The following is a 14,440-nucleotide window of genomic DNA, read 5'->3' as shown; positions in this document are numbered from 1 at the left end:
AGATATGCTTAATGGGAAGAAGAGGCAGTAGTTGTTCTATATAGCTTTTTAGGCGCTTCGTTATACGAGCATAAGGCTCCAACCAAGATAGAGACTCTGTTTTTATGCCGCAGTCACGACACTTAATCCTTCGAGTTTGAACGGAAAGTTCGACAGGAACACCGAGCAACATGGCCTCTTTCACATGACGCCATTGATACTCATGGATAGCCTCGGCTTCAAGACCGCAAAAGCATTTAGCCTCAGAGTTCGGTTTAAGAGTTAGTGTAATAAGTGATGCTGTCTGGTGAGACTTTACTATTTTAAAGCCTTCCCAGAATGACGATAGGAAAGTATGATTCGGCATGAAAACGGTAGTTTGTGTATGATTTTTGTTTGGCGACTAAACCATATCACTTACTACCGTTTTTGTTTTTAGTTCCCGCTAATCCGCGATGAACCTTTTTTTGTTGTGTAGAACCGCGGATTCAGCGAGTTAGAAAGTGTTTTTGAGTTGATTAAGAACGTTTCACTTTCTTAGACATGTAATCGGGGTCAAAAAACTCGGGCCAGTACATTTTTACGTAACCGCCCGCGACCCAAATCACCAATATCGTAGCGATGGTTAGCTCAAAGAAACCAAACTTGTGTAGCCAGTACCATTGCGGGAATTCAGCCCCGAAAAAGGTAGTTAAGCGATGCATCGCAATAGCGCTGATCACTGATGGGAAGGTAACTGCAGCAATGGATGGTTGGAACTTCAAACGCATCAAGCGGATATAACATAAGTAAATCAGCAGCGTCATGGTGATGGCGATGCCCGCTAATGCGCCCGTCAGAATAGGATCTGGATTGTTAAAGTTGACCAAGTATGCGGCTAAAGACAAATTTACTGGAGCGGCCATGATTGCCAGTGTTGGCCTTGCTCTGCGTGGAAGGTTCCCTTCAAACACCAAGCGATATAGCACTACAGGGAGCATGAAGAAATAGATACCAATACAGGTTGCTGCAAGCGTTTCTGAAAATACGGTGTGGCCAAACTGTGTGCCTGCCAATGAACTACTGATCAAGCCTACTGGATACAGGAACCAACTTGGAACAATGTTCGACATTTTGAAGTTGATGATCTGGAAACTGAAGAACAACACCATCATAGTAAAATGCAGCAATAGAGCGCAGAACCATATTGGGTAGGCGATTATGGTGGAGATCTCGGCTAAATAGTCGCACAGAATCAACAGTGCCATGCTCATTGGTGCCATTAGGCTTCCGCTCAGCGGGTGACGAATATCATTGATGAAGGTATTAAAGCTGGTGAGATAACGAAGTAAAACGGGCAGTAATAACAGTGCGCCGAATGCAGCAAGATAAGGGCGAATAATCTCACCAATCCCTGGGAGATATAGTGCCCAAGCTTGTCCTAGTCCAATTACACCAAGTGCTAAAGACGCCTGAGAGGGCGGCACATTTTTTACTTGGGTTAATCTTCTCCAGTTCAACAGCTTGCTCCAACTTATTTATAGAATGTGGGTTATTTTCAGAATATCAGTGCGTAATAGATTTTTTGCTCTAGTTAGAGCGTGCAGTTGTGCCATCAATAGATGTTGAGGGTATTCAACTAATTTTGAGTGGATGATACCAAGTTTAACGTTTGCTTTTTTGATTTTGATGCGGAATCGGGACATTAAGCACGTTGAATGTGTGCTTTTTTTCATGAGTCATTTGTAATTAACGGACTTCCTCTTGCTGAGGCAGGTCTTGTTGTCTTAACTTCTCGTTTTTCAGCGTACGGTTCAGTAGTTGGCTGTAAATCGGCTGACCGCCTAACATCTGCGCAATGATTACGGCACCTAGACAGGTGATGATCAACGGCAGGATAAGGTAATAGTTATTGGTCATCTCGATAACCAACAATATACCCGTAATTGGTGCACGCACAGTTGCAGCGAATAATGCGCCCATACCTGCAATCGCAAACATGCCCGGTTCGATATTCAATTCAGGAAAGAATGCCGCGGCGATAAGCCCAAATGCGTAACCAAAGAGTGTGCCTAGTGCAAGCATCGGCGCAAAGATACCGCCCGGAGCACCAGAGCCAAAACAAAGCAGGGTGGTGATAACTCGGCCTAGGAAGATCAGTAGCAAGATGTTGGTGCTGTAACTGCCGTTAGTGATATTTGGGATGATACCAATACCACCGCCAGTCAATTCAGGAATATAAAGCAGCAACAAGCCAAAGCAGCCACCCAGCAGGGTTCCAGTTATCAAGTAGCGTTTGCGGTCATTCTTGTGTATTGCTACAAACATGTCTTGCGAAAGTGTTATGAGCTTATTGAAAATCACGCCAAACAAGCCGAACAAAACGCCTAATAACAGGAATAACCATAGCGCACTCAGTTCAGGTTGTTGGTACTGAGGCATGGTAATAACAGCAGATTGACCATTGATAGAACGAAATACAATGTTGGCTGAGATCGCAGAGATGATGACGGCTTTGATCGAAATGAGTGAATAACGAAATTGTGGTCTCATCTCTTCAACAACGAACATAATCCCAGCTAATGGTGCATTGAACGCCGCAGCCAAGCCACCAGCCGCACCTGAAGCGAGTAACGAGTGTCGAGTATCGTCATCTTTCACTCGGAATATGTCAGTGACCATACGCCCGATGCTTCCGCCCATTTGCACGGTTGGCCCTTCACGACCTAATACCATGCCTGAACCTAACGCGCCCATACCACCAAAGAATTTTACTGGTAATACTCTCCACCAACGAACAGGTCGCATGCCGTCCATCGCGCCTTCTATTTCAGGGATGCCAGAACCAGCAGCTTCTGGAGCAAAGCGGTGAACGAGGAAATAGCCAATAAAGGCGAATGCAGCACTGATCAGGAAAGCAGCAAGCCAAAGTGGTAAATAGCTACCGATCTCATCTTTCAGCCAATCGGTACGAGTTTCTGTGATGAAATGAACGGCAACTTCGAAATAGGTACCCACAACGCCAGCAAGGATGCCGACAATGCAAGAAAGGAAAAGTACGGAAGCGGGTGTTTTGTCTCTAGAGAGAAATTGGTTGATAGCATCCCTTGGCATTTTTGCTAAAAGGGATTGCTTAATTCTCTCTCTATTGGTCATATAAGTTTGGTTCCTGATTTGATGCGGGGAGGGTCTTAGTAAATTATACGCCTCCTATGCATATCCTATAGCAGCAAAGATGCAAAGTTGAATTTCATTTATGAAAGAAGTGTATTACATAAATGGAATGTATGGACAATATAGTGGAATCGCCGTCACAGTTTTGATCGATTCTCTGGTAGCAACTTGTATTACGCCAAAAATGAACCATAGTTAAACCGTAAAGCAACATAACGAACCGCAAGGAGAAGTGAGGTTTTACACACAATTTGGATGGATTCAGAAACAAAGTTTTTAGTTCCTCGTTAAATGTTCAGGTCGATATTTAAGGCTTCCTGATTCGCGAACTCACGATTGAGTAACGAGGGTGAGGCGTACTGACAAGTACGCCTTTAGTCCGTCTGGAGCATCCAAAATTCCTATTTTCACTTCTATTTCTATTTATCTGCTCAATTCTTTACACTTCGTTAAGCACTGTATCTCTGTAAGTCAGCCTAACCCTCTATTTAGTTAACCCATCCTTCTGCTCGCCAATCTGAGTATAAACAAGCGATTGGGGTCAACTTTTTGGTAATTGAGTATATACTCCCTAAAAAAGGAGAACTGATATGACCAAAAAAGTTCCTACAAACATCATTACGGGTTTCTTAGGTGTTGGTAAGACGACTGCTATTTTGAATCTGCTAAAAAACAAGCCTGAGAATGAAAACTGGGCTGTTCTGGTTAATGAGTTCGGGGAGATCGGCATCGATGGCGCATTGATGACAGACCAAGGTGCTTTGATTAAAGAAGTGCCGGGCGGCTGTATGTGCTGTACAGCGGGTGTACCTATGTCTGTAGGTATTAATGCTTTACTTCGCCAAAAGCCAGACCGTTTGTTGATTGAGCCAACAGGTCTTGGTCACCCTAAACAAGTGATTGCGACGCTGACTTCGGATCAGTACACGCCCTATGTTGATCTAAAAGCGACACTAGGTTTGGTTGACCCACGCAATCTATCCAATGAAAAATACACGTCTAATCAGAACTTTAATGATCAATTAGACAGTGCAGATGTGATTCTAGGCACCAAGGTAGATCTTGTGCATTCTGAAGACATCGATGTGTTTAACGATTGGGTGACGGATCAAACGCCAGCTAAAGTCTTCCACAAGCTAATTCACGATGGTGAAGTGCCATTGGAAGTGTTGGACATTGAAAGAGTGCATGGCAGTGCTTCAACTCATATTGAATCGCACCATCACGATCACGCTGAACAAGAACCTCAATTCGAACTTCCTCCGGGCGAAGCGTTCATCCGCAAAGAAAACAAGGGGCAAGGTTACTACAGTTGTGGTTGGCTATTTGGCGCTGAGCATAAATTCGATTTCGATGCGCTATTCTCAATGTTGTCTGATCTGACGGCTGAACGTGTAAAAGCTGTGGTGAATACAGACCAAGGTTGCTACGCATTCAATGTGGCGAATCAAGTCGTGTCTGTGAATGAAATTTCCCTCGATGGATTTGAATCTCGATTGGAAGTGATCGACTCACAGCTGATGCCTTGGGGCGATCTCGAACAGATTCTGCTCAAGTTGTGTGGCATCAAATAGGGTTTAATCTCTGTTTGAACTGAATAATTGGGTGTTTGCTTCGTTGATGGCGTGGTAAACACCGGATTAAATGAGAAAGTTTGCGTTATATCACGATAAATGTGAGATAAATCACTCTAATTACTTTATAGTGCTCGGCTGAAATAAGAATGTAGGCTGTCTGCTTAAGGAACCCGTAACAATGTCATTTTCCTCTCAAGGTTTTGCTCCTGAATTAGTCAAAGCGTTGACTGAGTGTGGTTATGAAAAACTCACTCCAATTCAACAAAAAGCGATTCCAATGGCTCGTAAAGGCCATGATATTTTTGCTACTGCTCAAACCGGTACGGGTAAAACAGCGGCATTCTCTTTGCCTGTTATTCAGCACCTACTGAACAGCGGTAAAAAAGCATCTCGAGGAACGGCTCGCGGCCTTATTCTTGCTCCAACTCGTGAGCTTGCTGCGCAGATCGCTCAAAACATCAAAGATTACGTTAAATACACTGAACTAAGTGTTTCTGCGGTTTACGGTGGTAACAAGATGTCTTCACAGGTTCGTCAATTGGAGCTGGGTGTGGATATTTTGGTTGCGACTCCAGGCCGTTTAGAAGAGCACTTAGAAGCGGGTAACGTGTCTATTGCTAACCTAGAATTCCTAGTATTTGATGAAGCTGACCGTATCCTAGATATGGGTTTCATCAATGCCGTTCGTAAGATCATGCTGGATGTAGAAACATCGCCACAGATCATGATGTTCTCTGCGACAACATCGACTCAGTTGAACCAACTGTCAGTTGATATTCTACGTAAACCAAAACGCATCAGTGTTGAACGTGAAAACTCGACGGCTGCTACTGTCGGCCACGTGGTTTACCCAGTCGATCAAGAACGTAAAACAGAACTGCTTTCTGAACTGATTGGTCGTAAAAACTGGCGCCAAGTACTTGTGTTCGTGAACTACAAAGAAACAGCGAACGATGTGGTTAAAGAGCTTAAGCTAGACGGCATTAAAGCAGTACTGTGTCACGGTGATAAAGCGCAAAGTGCTCGTCGTCGTGCTCTAGACGATTTTAAAGAAGGCAAAGCGCGTGTAATGGTAGCAACAGACGTTGCGGCTCGTGGTCTTGATATCGAAGACTTACCACACGTAATTAACTACGACATGCCTTTCCTAGCTGAAGACTATGTTCACCGTATTGGCCGTACAGGTCGTGCTGGTAAGCAAGGTCACGCTGTCTCTTTCGTTAACCGCGAAGAAGAGCTGACTGTGGTTCAAGTTGAGACACTGATTCAACAGCGCATTCGCCGTGTTGAGCAACCGGGTTACGAACCGAAGAAGCGTGACGCTTACATTGAAAAGCTGAACACTAAGTCGGCTTACAAAAACCGTCAAGGTCGTAAGAACAACGCGAACGAAGAGCCTCAAGATCAAGCAAGCGCAGAACGTCGTTTGACTATGATGAAGCGAATTAAAAACCGTCGTAAGTAAAATTACGGTTGGTAATGAAAAAGAGCCACTGTATTGTGGCTCTTTTTCGTTGTGTCGCTAAATATAAGGTCGCTCCTTACAAAGACAACTCAACAAGCTGAACACTCAAATAAAAATAAGTCGATAAGGTAATAATATGGATAGCGCGCTACTTTGGGCTTTCATTCCCACGTTTTTCTTTGTGTCAATCACACCCGGCATGTGTATGACCTTGGCGTTAACGTTGGGCATGAGCATCGGTTACAAGCGTACATTATGGATGATGGTCGGTGAACTGGCTGGCGTCGCGGTGGTTTCGGTCGCCGCAGTATTAGGTATCGCCTCTATTATGCTGAATTACCCGTGGCTGTTTACAGGCTTCAAGTTTGTGGGCGCAGGGTACTTGTTCTATTTAGGCGTTCAAATGTGGCGCTCAAGAGGCAAGCTGGCGATCAGTACTGGTAATCAAGAAGCTCAAGTGAACAATGATTGGGACTTGGTAGTTCAAGGTTTTGTTACTGCGATCGCTAATCCAAAAGGCTGGGCGTTTATGATTTCCTTGCTTCCTCCTTTTATCAACAGCAGTAAAGATTTAGCGCCTCAGTTGATGATTCTGGTGTCTATTATCTTGGCTTCCGAATTTGTTTGTATGACTCTATATGCGACAGGTGGTAAGAGCCTTAAGCACATGCTCGGTAAGGCTGATAATGTGAAATTGATGAACCGTATTGCTGGCACGCTGATGATGGGCGTTGGTGTGTGGTTGTTCGTGAGTTAATACTAGTTAGCTGCTAACGAGTAGTTTACGAAGCCGCAAGCTATTCGTTGAATCAAAGAGTTTACCGAATAGAAAAAGAGCGATAGGGCAATTAGCCTTATCGCTCTTTTTGATTTTACTTTGCTAGCGAACAGAAACTAGATAGCAGTAAAATTGCTGACCTTAGCTAGATTTGCTTATTAAACCGCGATTTCACCACCGTCTTCGCGGCGAATCACAACGGTAGATGCTCTTGGGCGAACATTGCCTTGAGTTTGAGCCGTTGCATCGTTTGATGATGGCCAGTTTGCTGGGTGTTGAATGTTCACGAACAGTGATTTGAAGTCTGGACTGATAGTAAAGCCAGTTACTTCACATCCGTTTGGACCCACAAAGAAGCGTTTAAGCTGTGCTTGGTTGTTTGCATCAATCACCGCGCTGTTTCCTTTGTCATCCGTTAACTTAGATGGAACAACAGCCAGCATTTGATCGTTGGTGTAGCCCGCCACTTCGTCTGCGCCGTTATCAGTTTGAATCCATAGGATGCCACGTGCATCAAACGCTAAGCCATCAGGGCTCGCGAATTGGTTCATGTCTGTTAGACCTGAGCGGTTGATAGACTTATCTTCCACAGCAGGAGAGCCGAATACAAAGATATCCCAATCGAATTCGCCAGCTGTTTTGCCTTCATCCCAACGGATAACATGACCAAACTTATTGTTCACACGAGGGTTCGCTGAGTTAGCTTCTTTACGCTTGTTGTTGTTAGTCAACGTTAGGTAAGCCGTACCTGTCATCGGGTCAACAGAGCACCATTCAGGGCGATCCATAGGCGTTGCGCCTACAAGGTCGGCTGCGCCTGCTGTATTAACGATAAGTGCGGCTTGAGAGTCAAACGTATCACCCAGCTTGCCACCATTTGTGGTCTTGCTGCTCAATGTTAATGGCAACCATGTACCTGAACCGTCGTCGTTGAACTTAGCGACGTAAAGCGTGCCTTTGTCCATGTACTTGTCGCCCGCACTTAGTCGGTTGCTTGGCTCAGCGTCACGTGGATCCCATTTCGCTTCAGAAACAAATTTGTAGAGGTATTCGAAACGAGAATCGTGGCCTGAGTAGAATACGATCGGCTCGCCTTCGGTTAGCTTACCAAACGTACAACCTTCATGACGGAAACAACCTAGAGCGGTACGCTTCTTCGCTCGTGAGTTTGCTGTGTATGGGTCGATTTCAACAATGTAGCCGTGACCGTGTGCTTCGTTACGGTAATCGTCCATTGGTGAATCAGCGGTTGGTGTTACGTCAAAACGTGCAAACTCATCCAAGCGCTCTTGTTTGTCACCCGAAAGCGTGTCCCAACCGTAGCGTGTTTTGTCAGTAGCGATGCCGATACGTTCTTGAGCTTGTGTCGTTGTCCCTTTATTGACGAAGTAACCTGGCCAGTTCTCTTCGCAGGTTAGGTAAGTGCCCCAAGGTGTGTAGCCGTTGCCACAGTTATTTAATGTGCCACGAGCTTGGCTGCCGTCTTGTGAGAATTTGGTTTTGGTAAACTCACTGTGAGCGACAGGACCCGAAAGGTCCATTACTGTCGCGCCAGTGTAGCGGCGGTTAAGTGGATCGTTATCGACCATTACCCATTGATTACCTTCAAGCTTAACGCGAACTACACTTACGCCGTGCGCGTTGATCTCTTTGCGTACTTCATCAATGTTAGGACGAGCGCCTTCATTGTATGTAGGACCATTAGCGTGCAGGGCTTTTTGGTCAATGTATTCGTGGTTGATCACCAACAAACCATCATTGCTGTTGCCATCAAGCGGGAAGAAGTGCATGCCATCGTGGTGCATTCCCAGTGCATTAGCTTGGTCTTGTGCGTTGTTTGTACCGTCTTTTAGCCAAGCATTACCTTGCTTGTTAAGTGGAGTCCCCCAAGGAACAAGCACTTGTGCTGTGTAGCCTTTTGGTACGACGACACTGTCAGTCAATGAGCCTTTAACAGATTCAAACGCGAGAGTCGCGGTGCTTTTCTGTGCGCCTGTTGCTTGCATTGTTGCGGCGTTAGCTGTGCTGTGACCCGCTAAACCAAACGCGCCAAAAGCGGTCATTGCACTGATGCCTAATCCGCCTTTTAATACGTTTCTTCTTGAAAGGTTTGCATCTAGAACTTCTTCGAAGGGTTTGTTTTTACTCTTGTTAAAACGAGTGCTATCAAATGTTTCCTTGCTCATCGCGACTGCTTCCTATTGGCTGACTTTATTATTCGTTATTTATGACTTACTCATCTACTAACTAATTGGTTAATAAGTTGGGTAAATGTGTGACCAATCGTGAAGCAGTTAAGTGACAGATTTTTATAGTTTTTATTAAGCTTTTGTTTCTGTAGCACGATTTTTGCCATAACACTTCTCATGCAAGACAAAACACTTGGGGATTACGTTGGAACTGTGTATAAATGCTTAATCAAATGAAAAGAGAGACAGTTATGAAATTAGATAAAATCGAAAACAAAAATCGTCGCCTACGCAAAAAGCTATACCTAGGTGAATTCGCGATTCTGGGTTTTGAAGTAAGCTGCAAGACATCGATTGCTGATTTTGACCAATACGATGTGTTCATTGACGAGTTCATCGATTTCATCGACAGCATCGGCTTATGCTTTGGTGGCGGTGGCCTTGAGCTGTTTGAAGGTTTCTTATGCTCTATCGAGCGATACCGTTCAGTAACTGAAGCAGAGCAACTGCAAGTTGCACAGTGGCTTGAAGCGCGTGCTGAAGTAACGAAAGTTGAAGTTAGCGAGCTTATTGACGCAAACTACGCGTTCTAAATTGATGTTGTACTGTTAGCTTTGCTTAGAGGACTATACGGCTTTTAGAACGAGCAACAATACACAAAAACAGAGGCCGAATCGGTAAATCGATTCGGCCTTTTTGCGTTTTCTTCCTTTGGTATTCGCTGGCCTGTTTTTGAATTGCAGCCAGTTAAAGATTAAGCAAGGTTACGCGTCTTTCTTCTCTTCGTTGCTTTCATTTACTTTTGCGTAGAAGTGAAGCAACTCAGTTAACTCTTTAACCCAACCGAATGCATCTTTTGGTGCGTTCTTTAAGATCTTCTCTACTTTCTCGCAGTGTACTTCAATCGCAATAGCTTCTTCTAAGTTGAAGGAGATTGAGTAGAAGTGCCAAAGCAGTAGGCGAGTCATACGCTCGATGTTTTGTTGTGAGTTGTCCGACTCAGAAAACGCTAGGTTTACTTCGCCAAGTGCAATAGCCGTCATTCGCAGCATCGCATCGAATTTTGCCGACTGCATGCGTTCTTCGCTGGTCACTTCTTCTTGTTCGAACGTGAATAATTCTGTCATTGCGTCTTCAGGAACAAGGCGATGGATCATTCTTAAACTAAATTCTTCTAGTTCATGGCGAGGCATGGTGATTAAACAATTTAAGGTGTAGTCGCGTTGCATGGTGTTCTCTTGAATCTGCAAAAAGGTCGGACAGTTTAATGGAGAAGCGAGCATAGAAAAAGCAGATTTTAGATAAGCCGATCTTTGTAGGCTTATCTGGATGTCGCATACCTGAAAGCTAGCGGAAATTGTGAACATTAAAAGCATCACGCTTTGCTATGACTTGGCGGCTGATATTGCATGGATTGGTCGTTTCTCATGAAGATATTGCTCGCGACTAAGCTACCAATACAAATAGAACCAAGGGCAAGCCAAGTCATTGCATCTGGAACTTCATTAAACAGTGGAATCGCCAATAGTGTCGCAACGGCAGGTGTCGCGCTTCCAAACGCAGCAGAACGCTCTGCCCCTAAGGTATTCACCGCATATAGGTAAGTAAATGCGGCAATTAAACCCGCTCCGACACCTTGTACTGCTGAATGAATGGCTAGCTCTGCGAAAGGCCATTGAGGGATAGGTGCATCCATTAAGCTACTAGGGAGTGTTCCTGTCAGGATAAGAAGTACTAATAACAAAATAGAGCAGAGAGAAATGAAACCCGCACTGACCAAAGCATCTAGGTTGGCAACACGAGCGGAGATAGTGAAGGTTGCCCACATCAAGCTCCCGCATAGGAACAGTAAGTGGCCTTTGGTGTATTCAAAATTGAAGCTACTCAAACTGCTCCCTAAGAACAACACAATACCAAGTAACACCAAAGCTAGGCCAACGATTCGGTGGCGACTGAGTGGTTGCTTGAAAAAGAGCACCGCAATCCCGGTAACAAACAGAGGTAGCGTGCCAGGTACTAAAGCACTGCCGTGTGAAACAGGAACAAATTGCATGGCTGTGCCTGCAACCAGCAGATAAGGCAGACCACTACCGACAAACATACCTGCTAAGTAACGGTTAGGTACTGCTGTAATTGCACCACGCGCTTTCCACACCAAAGGTAACAGTATCAAAGCAGGAATAAGGAAACGTGTGAGTGCGATATCTGCAGGCGTTAAAGCTGAATTCGCGCCGCCTTTAAGAGAAAGGAAAAAGCTCGCCCAGATCAGCAGAGTGACGATAATTGATAGGTAGCCAAGATTCATAATAAACAATGAAAGTGAATGATGACTCATTATGAGGGAGAGTTAGTGCCTCAAGTTGGCAAGTTTGGTTCTAACTTGACCTATCATTGATGATTCCTGCTAATATTCTTTAAATTGTTAACGAATTTAACTAATGAATGGCTTTCACTATGGACAGAATTGATAGACATCTTCTCGAGTTGCTGCAAAAGGACGGTAGATTAACCACGGCTGAGTTAGCTGATGAAGTCGGCTTATCCCCGTCACCTTGCGCGAGACGTATCAAAAGGCTTGAAGAAAAAGGCATTATCGATGGTTACCGCGTGAGCTTATCTCGAGAGAAGGTGGGTGTGGCGATGAGTGTGTTTGTCGAAGTGAGCCTAAACAACCACCAAGAAGTGTCGATCGATAAGTTCGAGGGCGCGATTGTCGAGATGGAGGAGGTGATCAGCTGCCATGTTGTATCTGGCGCTTATGATTATCTGTTAGAAGTTGTTAGCCCGAACCTGAGGGCCTATGAAGCGTTTACCAGAAAGCTCCAAAGGCTTTCTAACGTTAAAGACATCCATACTCATCTCGCGATAAGACAAGTGAAAGGTAATGCGCCGCTTCCTGTTTATACCGAGTAAGCAGAGGGAAAGGGTGAGTGTTATCGAGTAGAGTGAGCTTAAAACGAAATGGTTTGATCTTTGGATAACAATGCGAAGGTGACCAAAGATCTTCCACAAAATGACAAACTCACGGCAATAAAAACGGAGCACCTCGTGAAAGGTACTCCGTATATGATAGGTGCAAAACTTAGTGATACTTAAAGTGAGAGATTGAACAATCCCCAGTTTGTGCATTAATTCTGAATGAAAAAGCATGTGAATGGTAATCCACACCATCATTCCAAATTGTTTCTCCAAATATCTTACATAGCTCTAGCTCACTTACTGAACCGAACTCTTCCATGTGTTTAGTTACAGATAAAAGTTTACCTCTTATCTCTGCAGTCCATTCCGTGTTACTCAAGCAGTTGAAAGCCATAGTTTTTTGCATATTACCTAGCCAAAATGTTTCTTGTTATTAAGTTATATGAAGATTCATGATAACAATTTTCTAGCGTTTGTAAATCTATTTTGTGATGTATATCTCACATACTCGCTTGCATTGATTGGAAATTGAACTTTATTGTTGATAGTTAGCACATTAGTTTCACAACTTATTGATAAAGCTTTGATTAACGATTTAACAGAGTGTTTTGGTTGGAACGGTAGTCTGTTATCACAATTAATCCAGTCGAAAAGCAGTGAAAGTAGGTTTTGGATTTTACTCTGGCACATCATTTTGCGAGGACTTTGAGTGGCGTGCTTCATCTATCATAGTGGCTTCTTGACGATACTTTGATGACAGCTGGCGGAATTTGTCGCTGAGTGTATGGAGATCTTGAGTAAGTGATTGTGAACTTGCCACATGCACCTGTGCGCTTTCTGATTGGCGTGGAAGCTTGGCCTTTGTGCAGTGCTTAGCGACAGCCTGCCATGAACGAGTGAGCGACTGAGCCCCTTCAAGTTCTGTAGATACAACGTATGCCTGCTTGAGCAAAACCTCAGACACATCATAAGCGGTATTCATGTGGCTTTTGAGCTGCACATTAAACCTGTCTTCGTACTTTGCCCAAAGCTCAATGATCTGTGTTTCGGTGAAATGTTTAGAGAGTAGGGTTTGGGAGTCATAGGTGGAGAGAACTTGGTTAAATTCTTTGGTGTATTGATTGTAACGCCCTTCAAATGCCAATTGGCGATCCAACAGTATTTGCCAGTTTTCACGATCACAATGGCTTGCGAACGCGATATTAGCACTTAAAGGTACACTCACAATTATAACTTTCACCCAAAAACGCATGACTTTCCTCTACTTACCTTGTTCTCATTAGAGAGTATAGATGAGTGACAGCATGAGTTGATGTACACTTGAACCATACCTAAAACGGAAGAGCTGGTGGATTTGATGAAAAAAGCGCTGATCGCTTTACTTGTGTTGTTAGTACTGGGTGGAGGAGGAGCTGCGTATTACTTCTTCGTTATGAAAAAAGACCCAACACCACCAGAAAAAATTGAAGAGCCCGTTGCAGAAGTAGCTCCACAGTCTGACGTAGACTTAGAACCAATCATGGAACTGAAACCTGAGCCAGAACAGACAGAGTTTTACGTTCAGGATAGAAAGCTAGAAGTGGTAGAACAGCCTGAAGTTGATGGCTTGATAACCGATTACCTCTATAAAGGCGAGAAAGTCGAAGTATTAGAGAAGCAGGGTGATTGGGCTCGCATCTCAGATTACATCGTCTTAAAAGAAGGGGGACCACAGACTGCTGAATGGGTTTCGATGTCTGGCTTATCTAACGATGAAGTGATTATTTCTGAGAAAGAAAACAAAGAGATACTGGACTCTTACTTGGTTAAATCCGACGACCTTAAGATCCATCAAGAGAAGTTTCGTAATACGGTCGCGAAGCTGATCTCTGAAGGCGAATGTGCCCCAAGTGATTTCGAAGAATTAGGCGGTTGGGTGAAATCGGTGAAGTACAGTGACCGAGATGTCTATTTTATCTATTGCGGTGATTTATCTCTTGAAAATAAAATTTATTTAGATGTAAATACAAATGAAATATTTACTAAGTAAAATCCACTCCGTTATTAATATTGGATGTATTAATAGCGACTAACCTTTCTATTTATTGATTTAGACGGCTTTGTTGCTTAATTCGGTTGGAAGACATGGTAGCCCAAAGTTGTTCAGTTATTAAGCAATATACTGAGTTTCAGGCATACCAAGTCCTGTAAGCTTGTTCAGAGCTTTGATCATAGCGTAAGTCTCGCCAACCTGAGCATTGTAATTTCTTAGGCTTAATTTCCCATCTAGCAGCTGTTTTACTCGGTACATTGCTGTCTCTGATAGTGAGCGCTTGTGATAGCCATACCGTTGTTTCCACCTCTTGTTGGAGCCGTAGAGCTTTTGACAACCTACTGCTAA

General features: G+C 44.0%; 13 protein-coding genes and 2 pseudogenes. 6 read left to right on the top strand and 9 right to left on the bottom strand.

Annotated elements, in window-relative coordinates:
* The 3 genes and pseudogenes from L1D22_RS21600 to clcA all read right to left on the bottom strand — a co-directional run.
* Positions 1-346, bottom strand: a pseudogene (locus tag L1D22_RS21600) (ISL3 family transposase); the annotation flags it as partial.
* A gap of 151 nt (positions 347-497) precedes the next feature.
* On the bottom strand, positions 498-1,445 hold the full coding sequence (locus L1D22_RS21595; protein WP_239831194.1) for a TDT family transporter: 948 nt from the start codon (positions 1,443-1,445) through the stop codon (positions 498-500).
* A gap of 262 nt (positions 1,446-1,707) precedes the next feature.
* A complete protein-coding gene (clcA, locus tag L1D22_RS21590) occupies positions 1,708-3,114 on the bottom strand; it encodes a H(+)/Cl(-) exchange transporter ClcA (protein ID WP_132764817.1) in 1,407 nt (468 codons plus the stop codon).
* A 608-nt stretch (positions 3,115-3,722) separates the two neighbouring features.
* Between clcA and L1D22_RS21585 the strand changes: the two genes are divergently transcribed.
* The 3 genes from L1D22_RS21585 to L1D22_RS21575 all read left to right on the top strand — a co-directional run bounded on the left by L1D22_RS21585 (position 3,723) and on the right by L1D22_RS21575 (position 6,931).
* On the top strand, positions 3,723-4,706 hold the full coding sequence (locus L1D22_RS21585) for a GTP-binding protein (protein ID WP_239831193.1): 984 nt from the start codon (positions 3,723-3,725) through the stop codon (positions 4,704-4,706).
* Positions 4,707-4,887: 181 nt separating this feature from the next.
* Entirely contained in the window at positions 4,888-6,174 is a 1,287-nt protein-coding gene (locus L1D22_RS21580) for a DEAD/DEAH box helicase (protein ID WP_239831192.1), read from the top strand.
* A 136-nt stretch (positions 6,175-6,310) separates the two neighbouring features.
* Positions 6,311-6,931, top strand: a complete 621-nt coding sequence (locus tag L1D22_RS21575; protein ID WP_239831191.1) for a LysE family translocator — start codon at positions 6,311-6,313, stop codon at positions 6,929-6,931.
* A 179-nt stretch (positions 6,932-7,110) separates the two neighbouring features.
* On the opposite strand, the gene L1D22_RS21570 is transcribed toward L1D22_RS21575, so the two are convergent.
* A complete protein-coding gene (locus tag L1D22_RS21570) occupies positions 7,111-9,138 on the bottom strand; it encodes a PhoX family phosphatase (RefSeq protein ID WP_239831190.1) in 2,028 nt (675 codons plus the stop codon).
* Positions 9,139-9,392: 254 nt separating this feature from the next.
* On the opposite strand from L1D22_RS21570, the gene L1D22_RS21565 reads away from it, so the two are divergent.
* Complete coding sequence (locus tag L1D22_RS21565; protein WP_008219317.1) at positions 9,393-9,734, top strand: YggL family protein; 342 nt, start codon at positions 9,393-9,395, stop codon at positions 9,732-9,734.
* Between the two features lie 171 nt (positions 9,735-9,905).
* Here the strand turns inward: L1D22_RS21565 and L1D22_RS21560 are convergent, their stop codons facing one another.
* Entirely contained in the window at positions 9,906-10,370 is a 465-nt protein-coding gene (locus tag L1D22_RS21560) for an exoribonuclease R (RefSeq protein ID WP_239831189.1), read from the bottom strand.
* A 146-nt stretch (positions 10,371-10,516) separates the two neighbouring features.
* On the bottom strand, positions 10,517-11,446 hold the full coding sequence (locus tag L1D22_RS21555) for a DMT family transporter (RefSeq protein WP_239831188.1): 930 nt from the start codon (positions 11,444-11,446) through the stop codon (positions 10,517-10,519).
* Positions 11,447-11,595: 149 nt separating this feature from the next.
* Between L1D22_RS21555 and L1D22_RS21550 the strand changes: the two genes are divergently transcribed.
* Positions 11,596-12,054 (top strand): Lrp/AsnC family transcriptional regulator, encoded by a 459-nt coding sequence (locus tag L1D22_RS21550; protein ID WP_239831187.1) that lies wholly within the window; start codon positions 11,596-11,598, stop codon positions 12,052-12,054.
* A gap of 169 nt (positions 12,055-12,223) precedes the next feature.
* Here L1D22_RS21550 and L1D22_RS21545 read toward each other — a convergent pair whose 3' ends face one another.
* Positions 12,224-12,466 carry a hypothetical protein gene (locus L1D22_RS21545; protein ID WP_239831186.1) on the bottom strand — a complete coding sequence of 81 codons (243 nt, stop codon included), beginning with the start codon at positions 12,464-12,466 and terminating at the stop codon, positions 12,224-12,226.
* Positions 12,467-12,736: 270 nt separating this feature from the next.
* Complete coding sequence (locus tag L1D22_RS21540; RefSeq protein WP_239831185.1) at positions 12,737-13,312, bottom strand: hypothetical protein; 576 nt, start codon at positions 13,310-13,312, stop codon at positions 12,737-12,739.
* Positions 13,313-13,408: 96 nt separating this feature from the next.
* On the opposite strand from L1D22_RS21540, the gene L1D22_RS21535 reads away from it, so the two are divergent.
* Positions 13,409-14,089 (top strand): SH3 domain-containing protein, encoded by a 681-nt coding sequence (locus tag L1D22_RS21535; protein ID WP_239831184.1) that lies wholly within the window; start codon positions 13,409-13,411, stop codon positions 14,087-14,089.
* 120 nt (positions 14,090-14,209) lie between these two features.
* On the opposite strand, the pseudogene L1D22_RS21530 reads toward L1D22_RS21535, so the two are convergent.
* Positions 14,210-14,440: pseudogene (locus L1D22_RS21530) on the bottom strand (IS5/IS1182 family transposase); the annotation flags it as partial.

The organism is Vibrio sp. Isolate34 (assembly GCF_022397915.1).
Lineage (GTDB): Bacteria > Pseudomonadota > Gammaproteobacteria > Enterobacterales > Vibrionaceae > Vibrio.
Note: the sequence above shows the minus strand (reverse complement) of the source record. Positions and strands in the feature narration are given on the sequence as shown.

Bases quoted from the DNA above. Each gene is read 5' to 3' on its own strand.
- clcA (WP_132764817.1), bottom strand. From the start codon at position 3,114: ATGACCAATAGAGAGAGAATTAAGCAATCCCTTTTAGCAAAAATGCCA.
- L1D22_RS21570 (WP_239831190.1), bottom strand. From the start codon at position 9,138: ATGAGCAAGGAAACATTTGATAGCACTCGTTTTAACAAGAGTAAAAAC.
- L1D22_RS21580 (WP_239831192.1), top strand. From the start codon at position 4,888: ATGTCATTTTCCTCTCAAGGTTTTGCTCCTGAATTAGTCAAAGCGTTG.
- L1D22_RS21575 (WP_239831191.1), top strand. From the start codon at position 6,311: ATGGATAGCGCGCTACTTTGGGCTTTCATTCCCACGTTTTTCTTTGTG.
- L1D22_RS21560 (WP_239831189.1), bottom strand. From the start codon at position 10,370: ATGCAACGCGACTACACCTTAAATTGTTTAATCACCATGCCTCGCCAT.
- L1D22_RS21585 (WP_239831193.1), top strand. From the start codon at position 3,723: ATGACCAAAAAAGTTCCTACAAACATCATTACGGGTTTCTTAGGTGTT.
- L1D22_RS21545 (WP_239831186.1), bottom strand. From the start codon at position 12,466: ATGCAAAAAACTATGGCTTTCAACTGCTTGAGTAACACGGAATGGACT.
- L1D22_RS21555 (WP_239831188.1), bottom strand. From the start codon at position 11,446: ATGAATCTTGGCTACCTATCAATTATCGTCACTCTGCTGATCTGGGCG.
- L1D22_RS21540 (WP_239831185.1), bottom strand. From the start codon at position 13,312: ATGCGTTTTTGGGTGAAAGTTATAATTGTGAGTGTACCTTTAAGTGCT.
- L1D22_RS21550 (WP_239831187.1), top strand. From the start codon at position 11,596: ATGGACAGAATTGATAGACATCTTCTCGAGTTGCTGCAAAAGGACGGT.
- L1D22_RS21565 (WP_008219317.1), top strand. From the start codon at position 9,393: ATGAAATTAGATAAAATCGAAAACAAAAATCGTCGCCTACGCAAAAAG.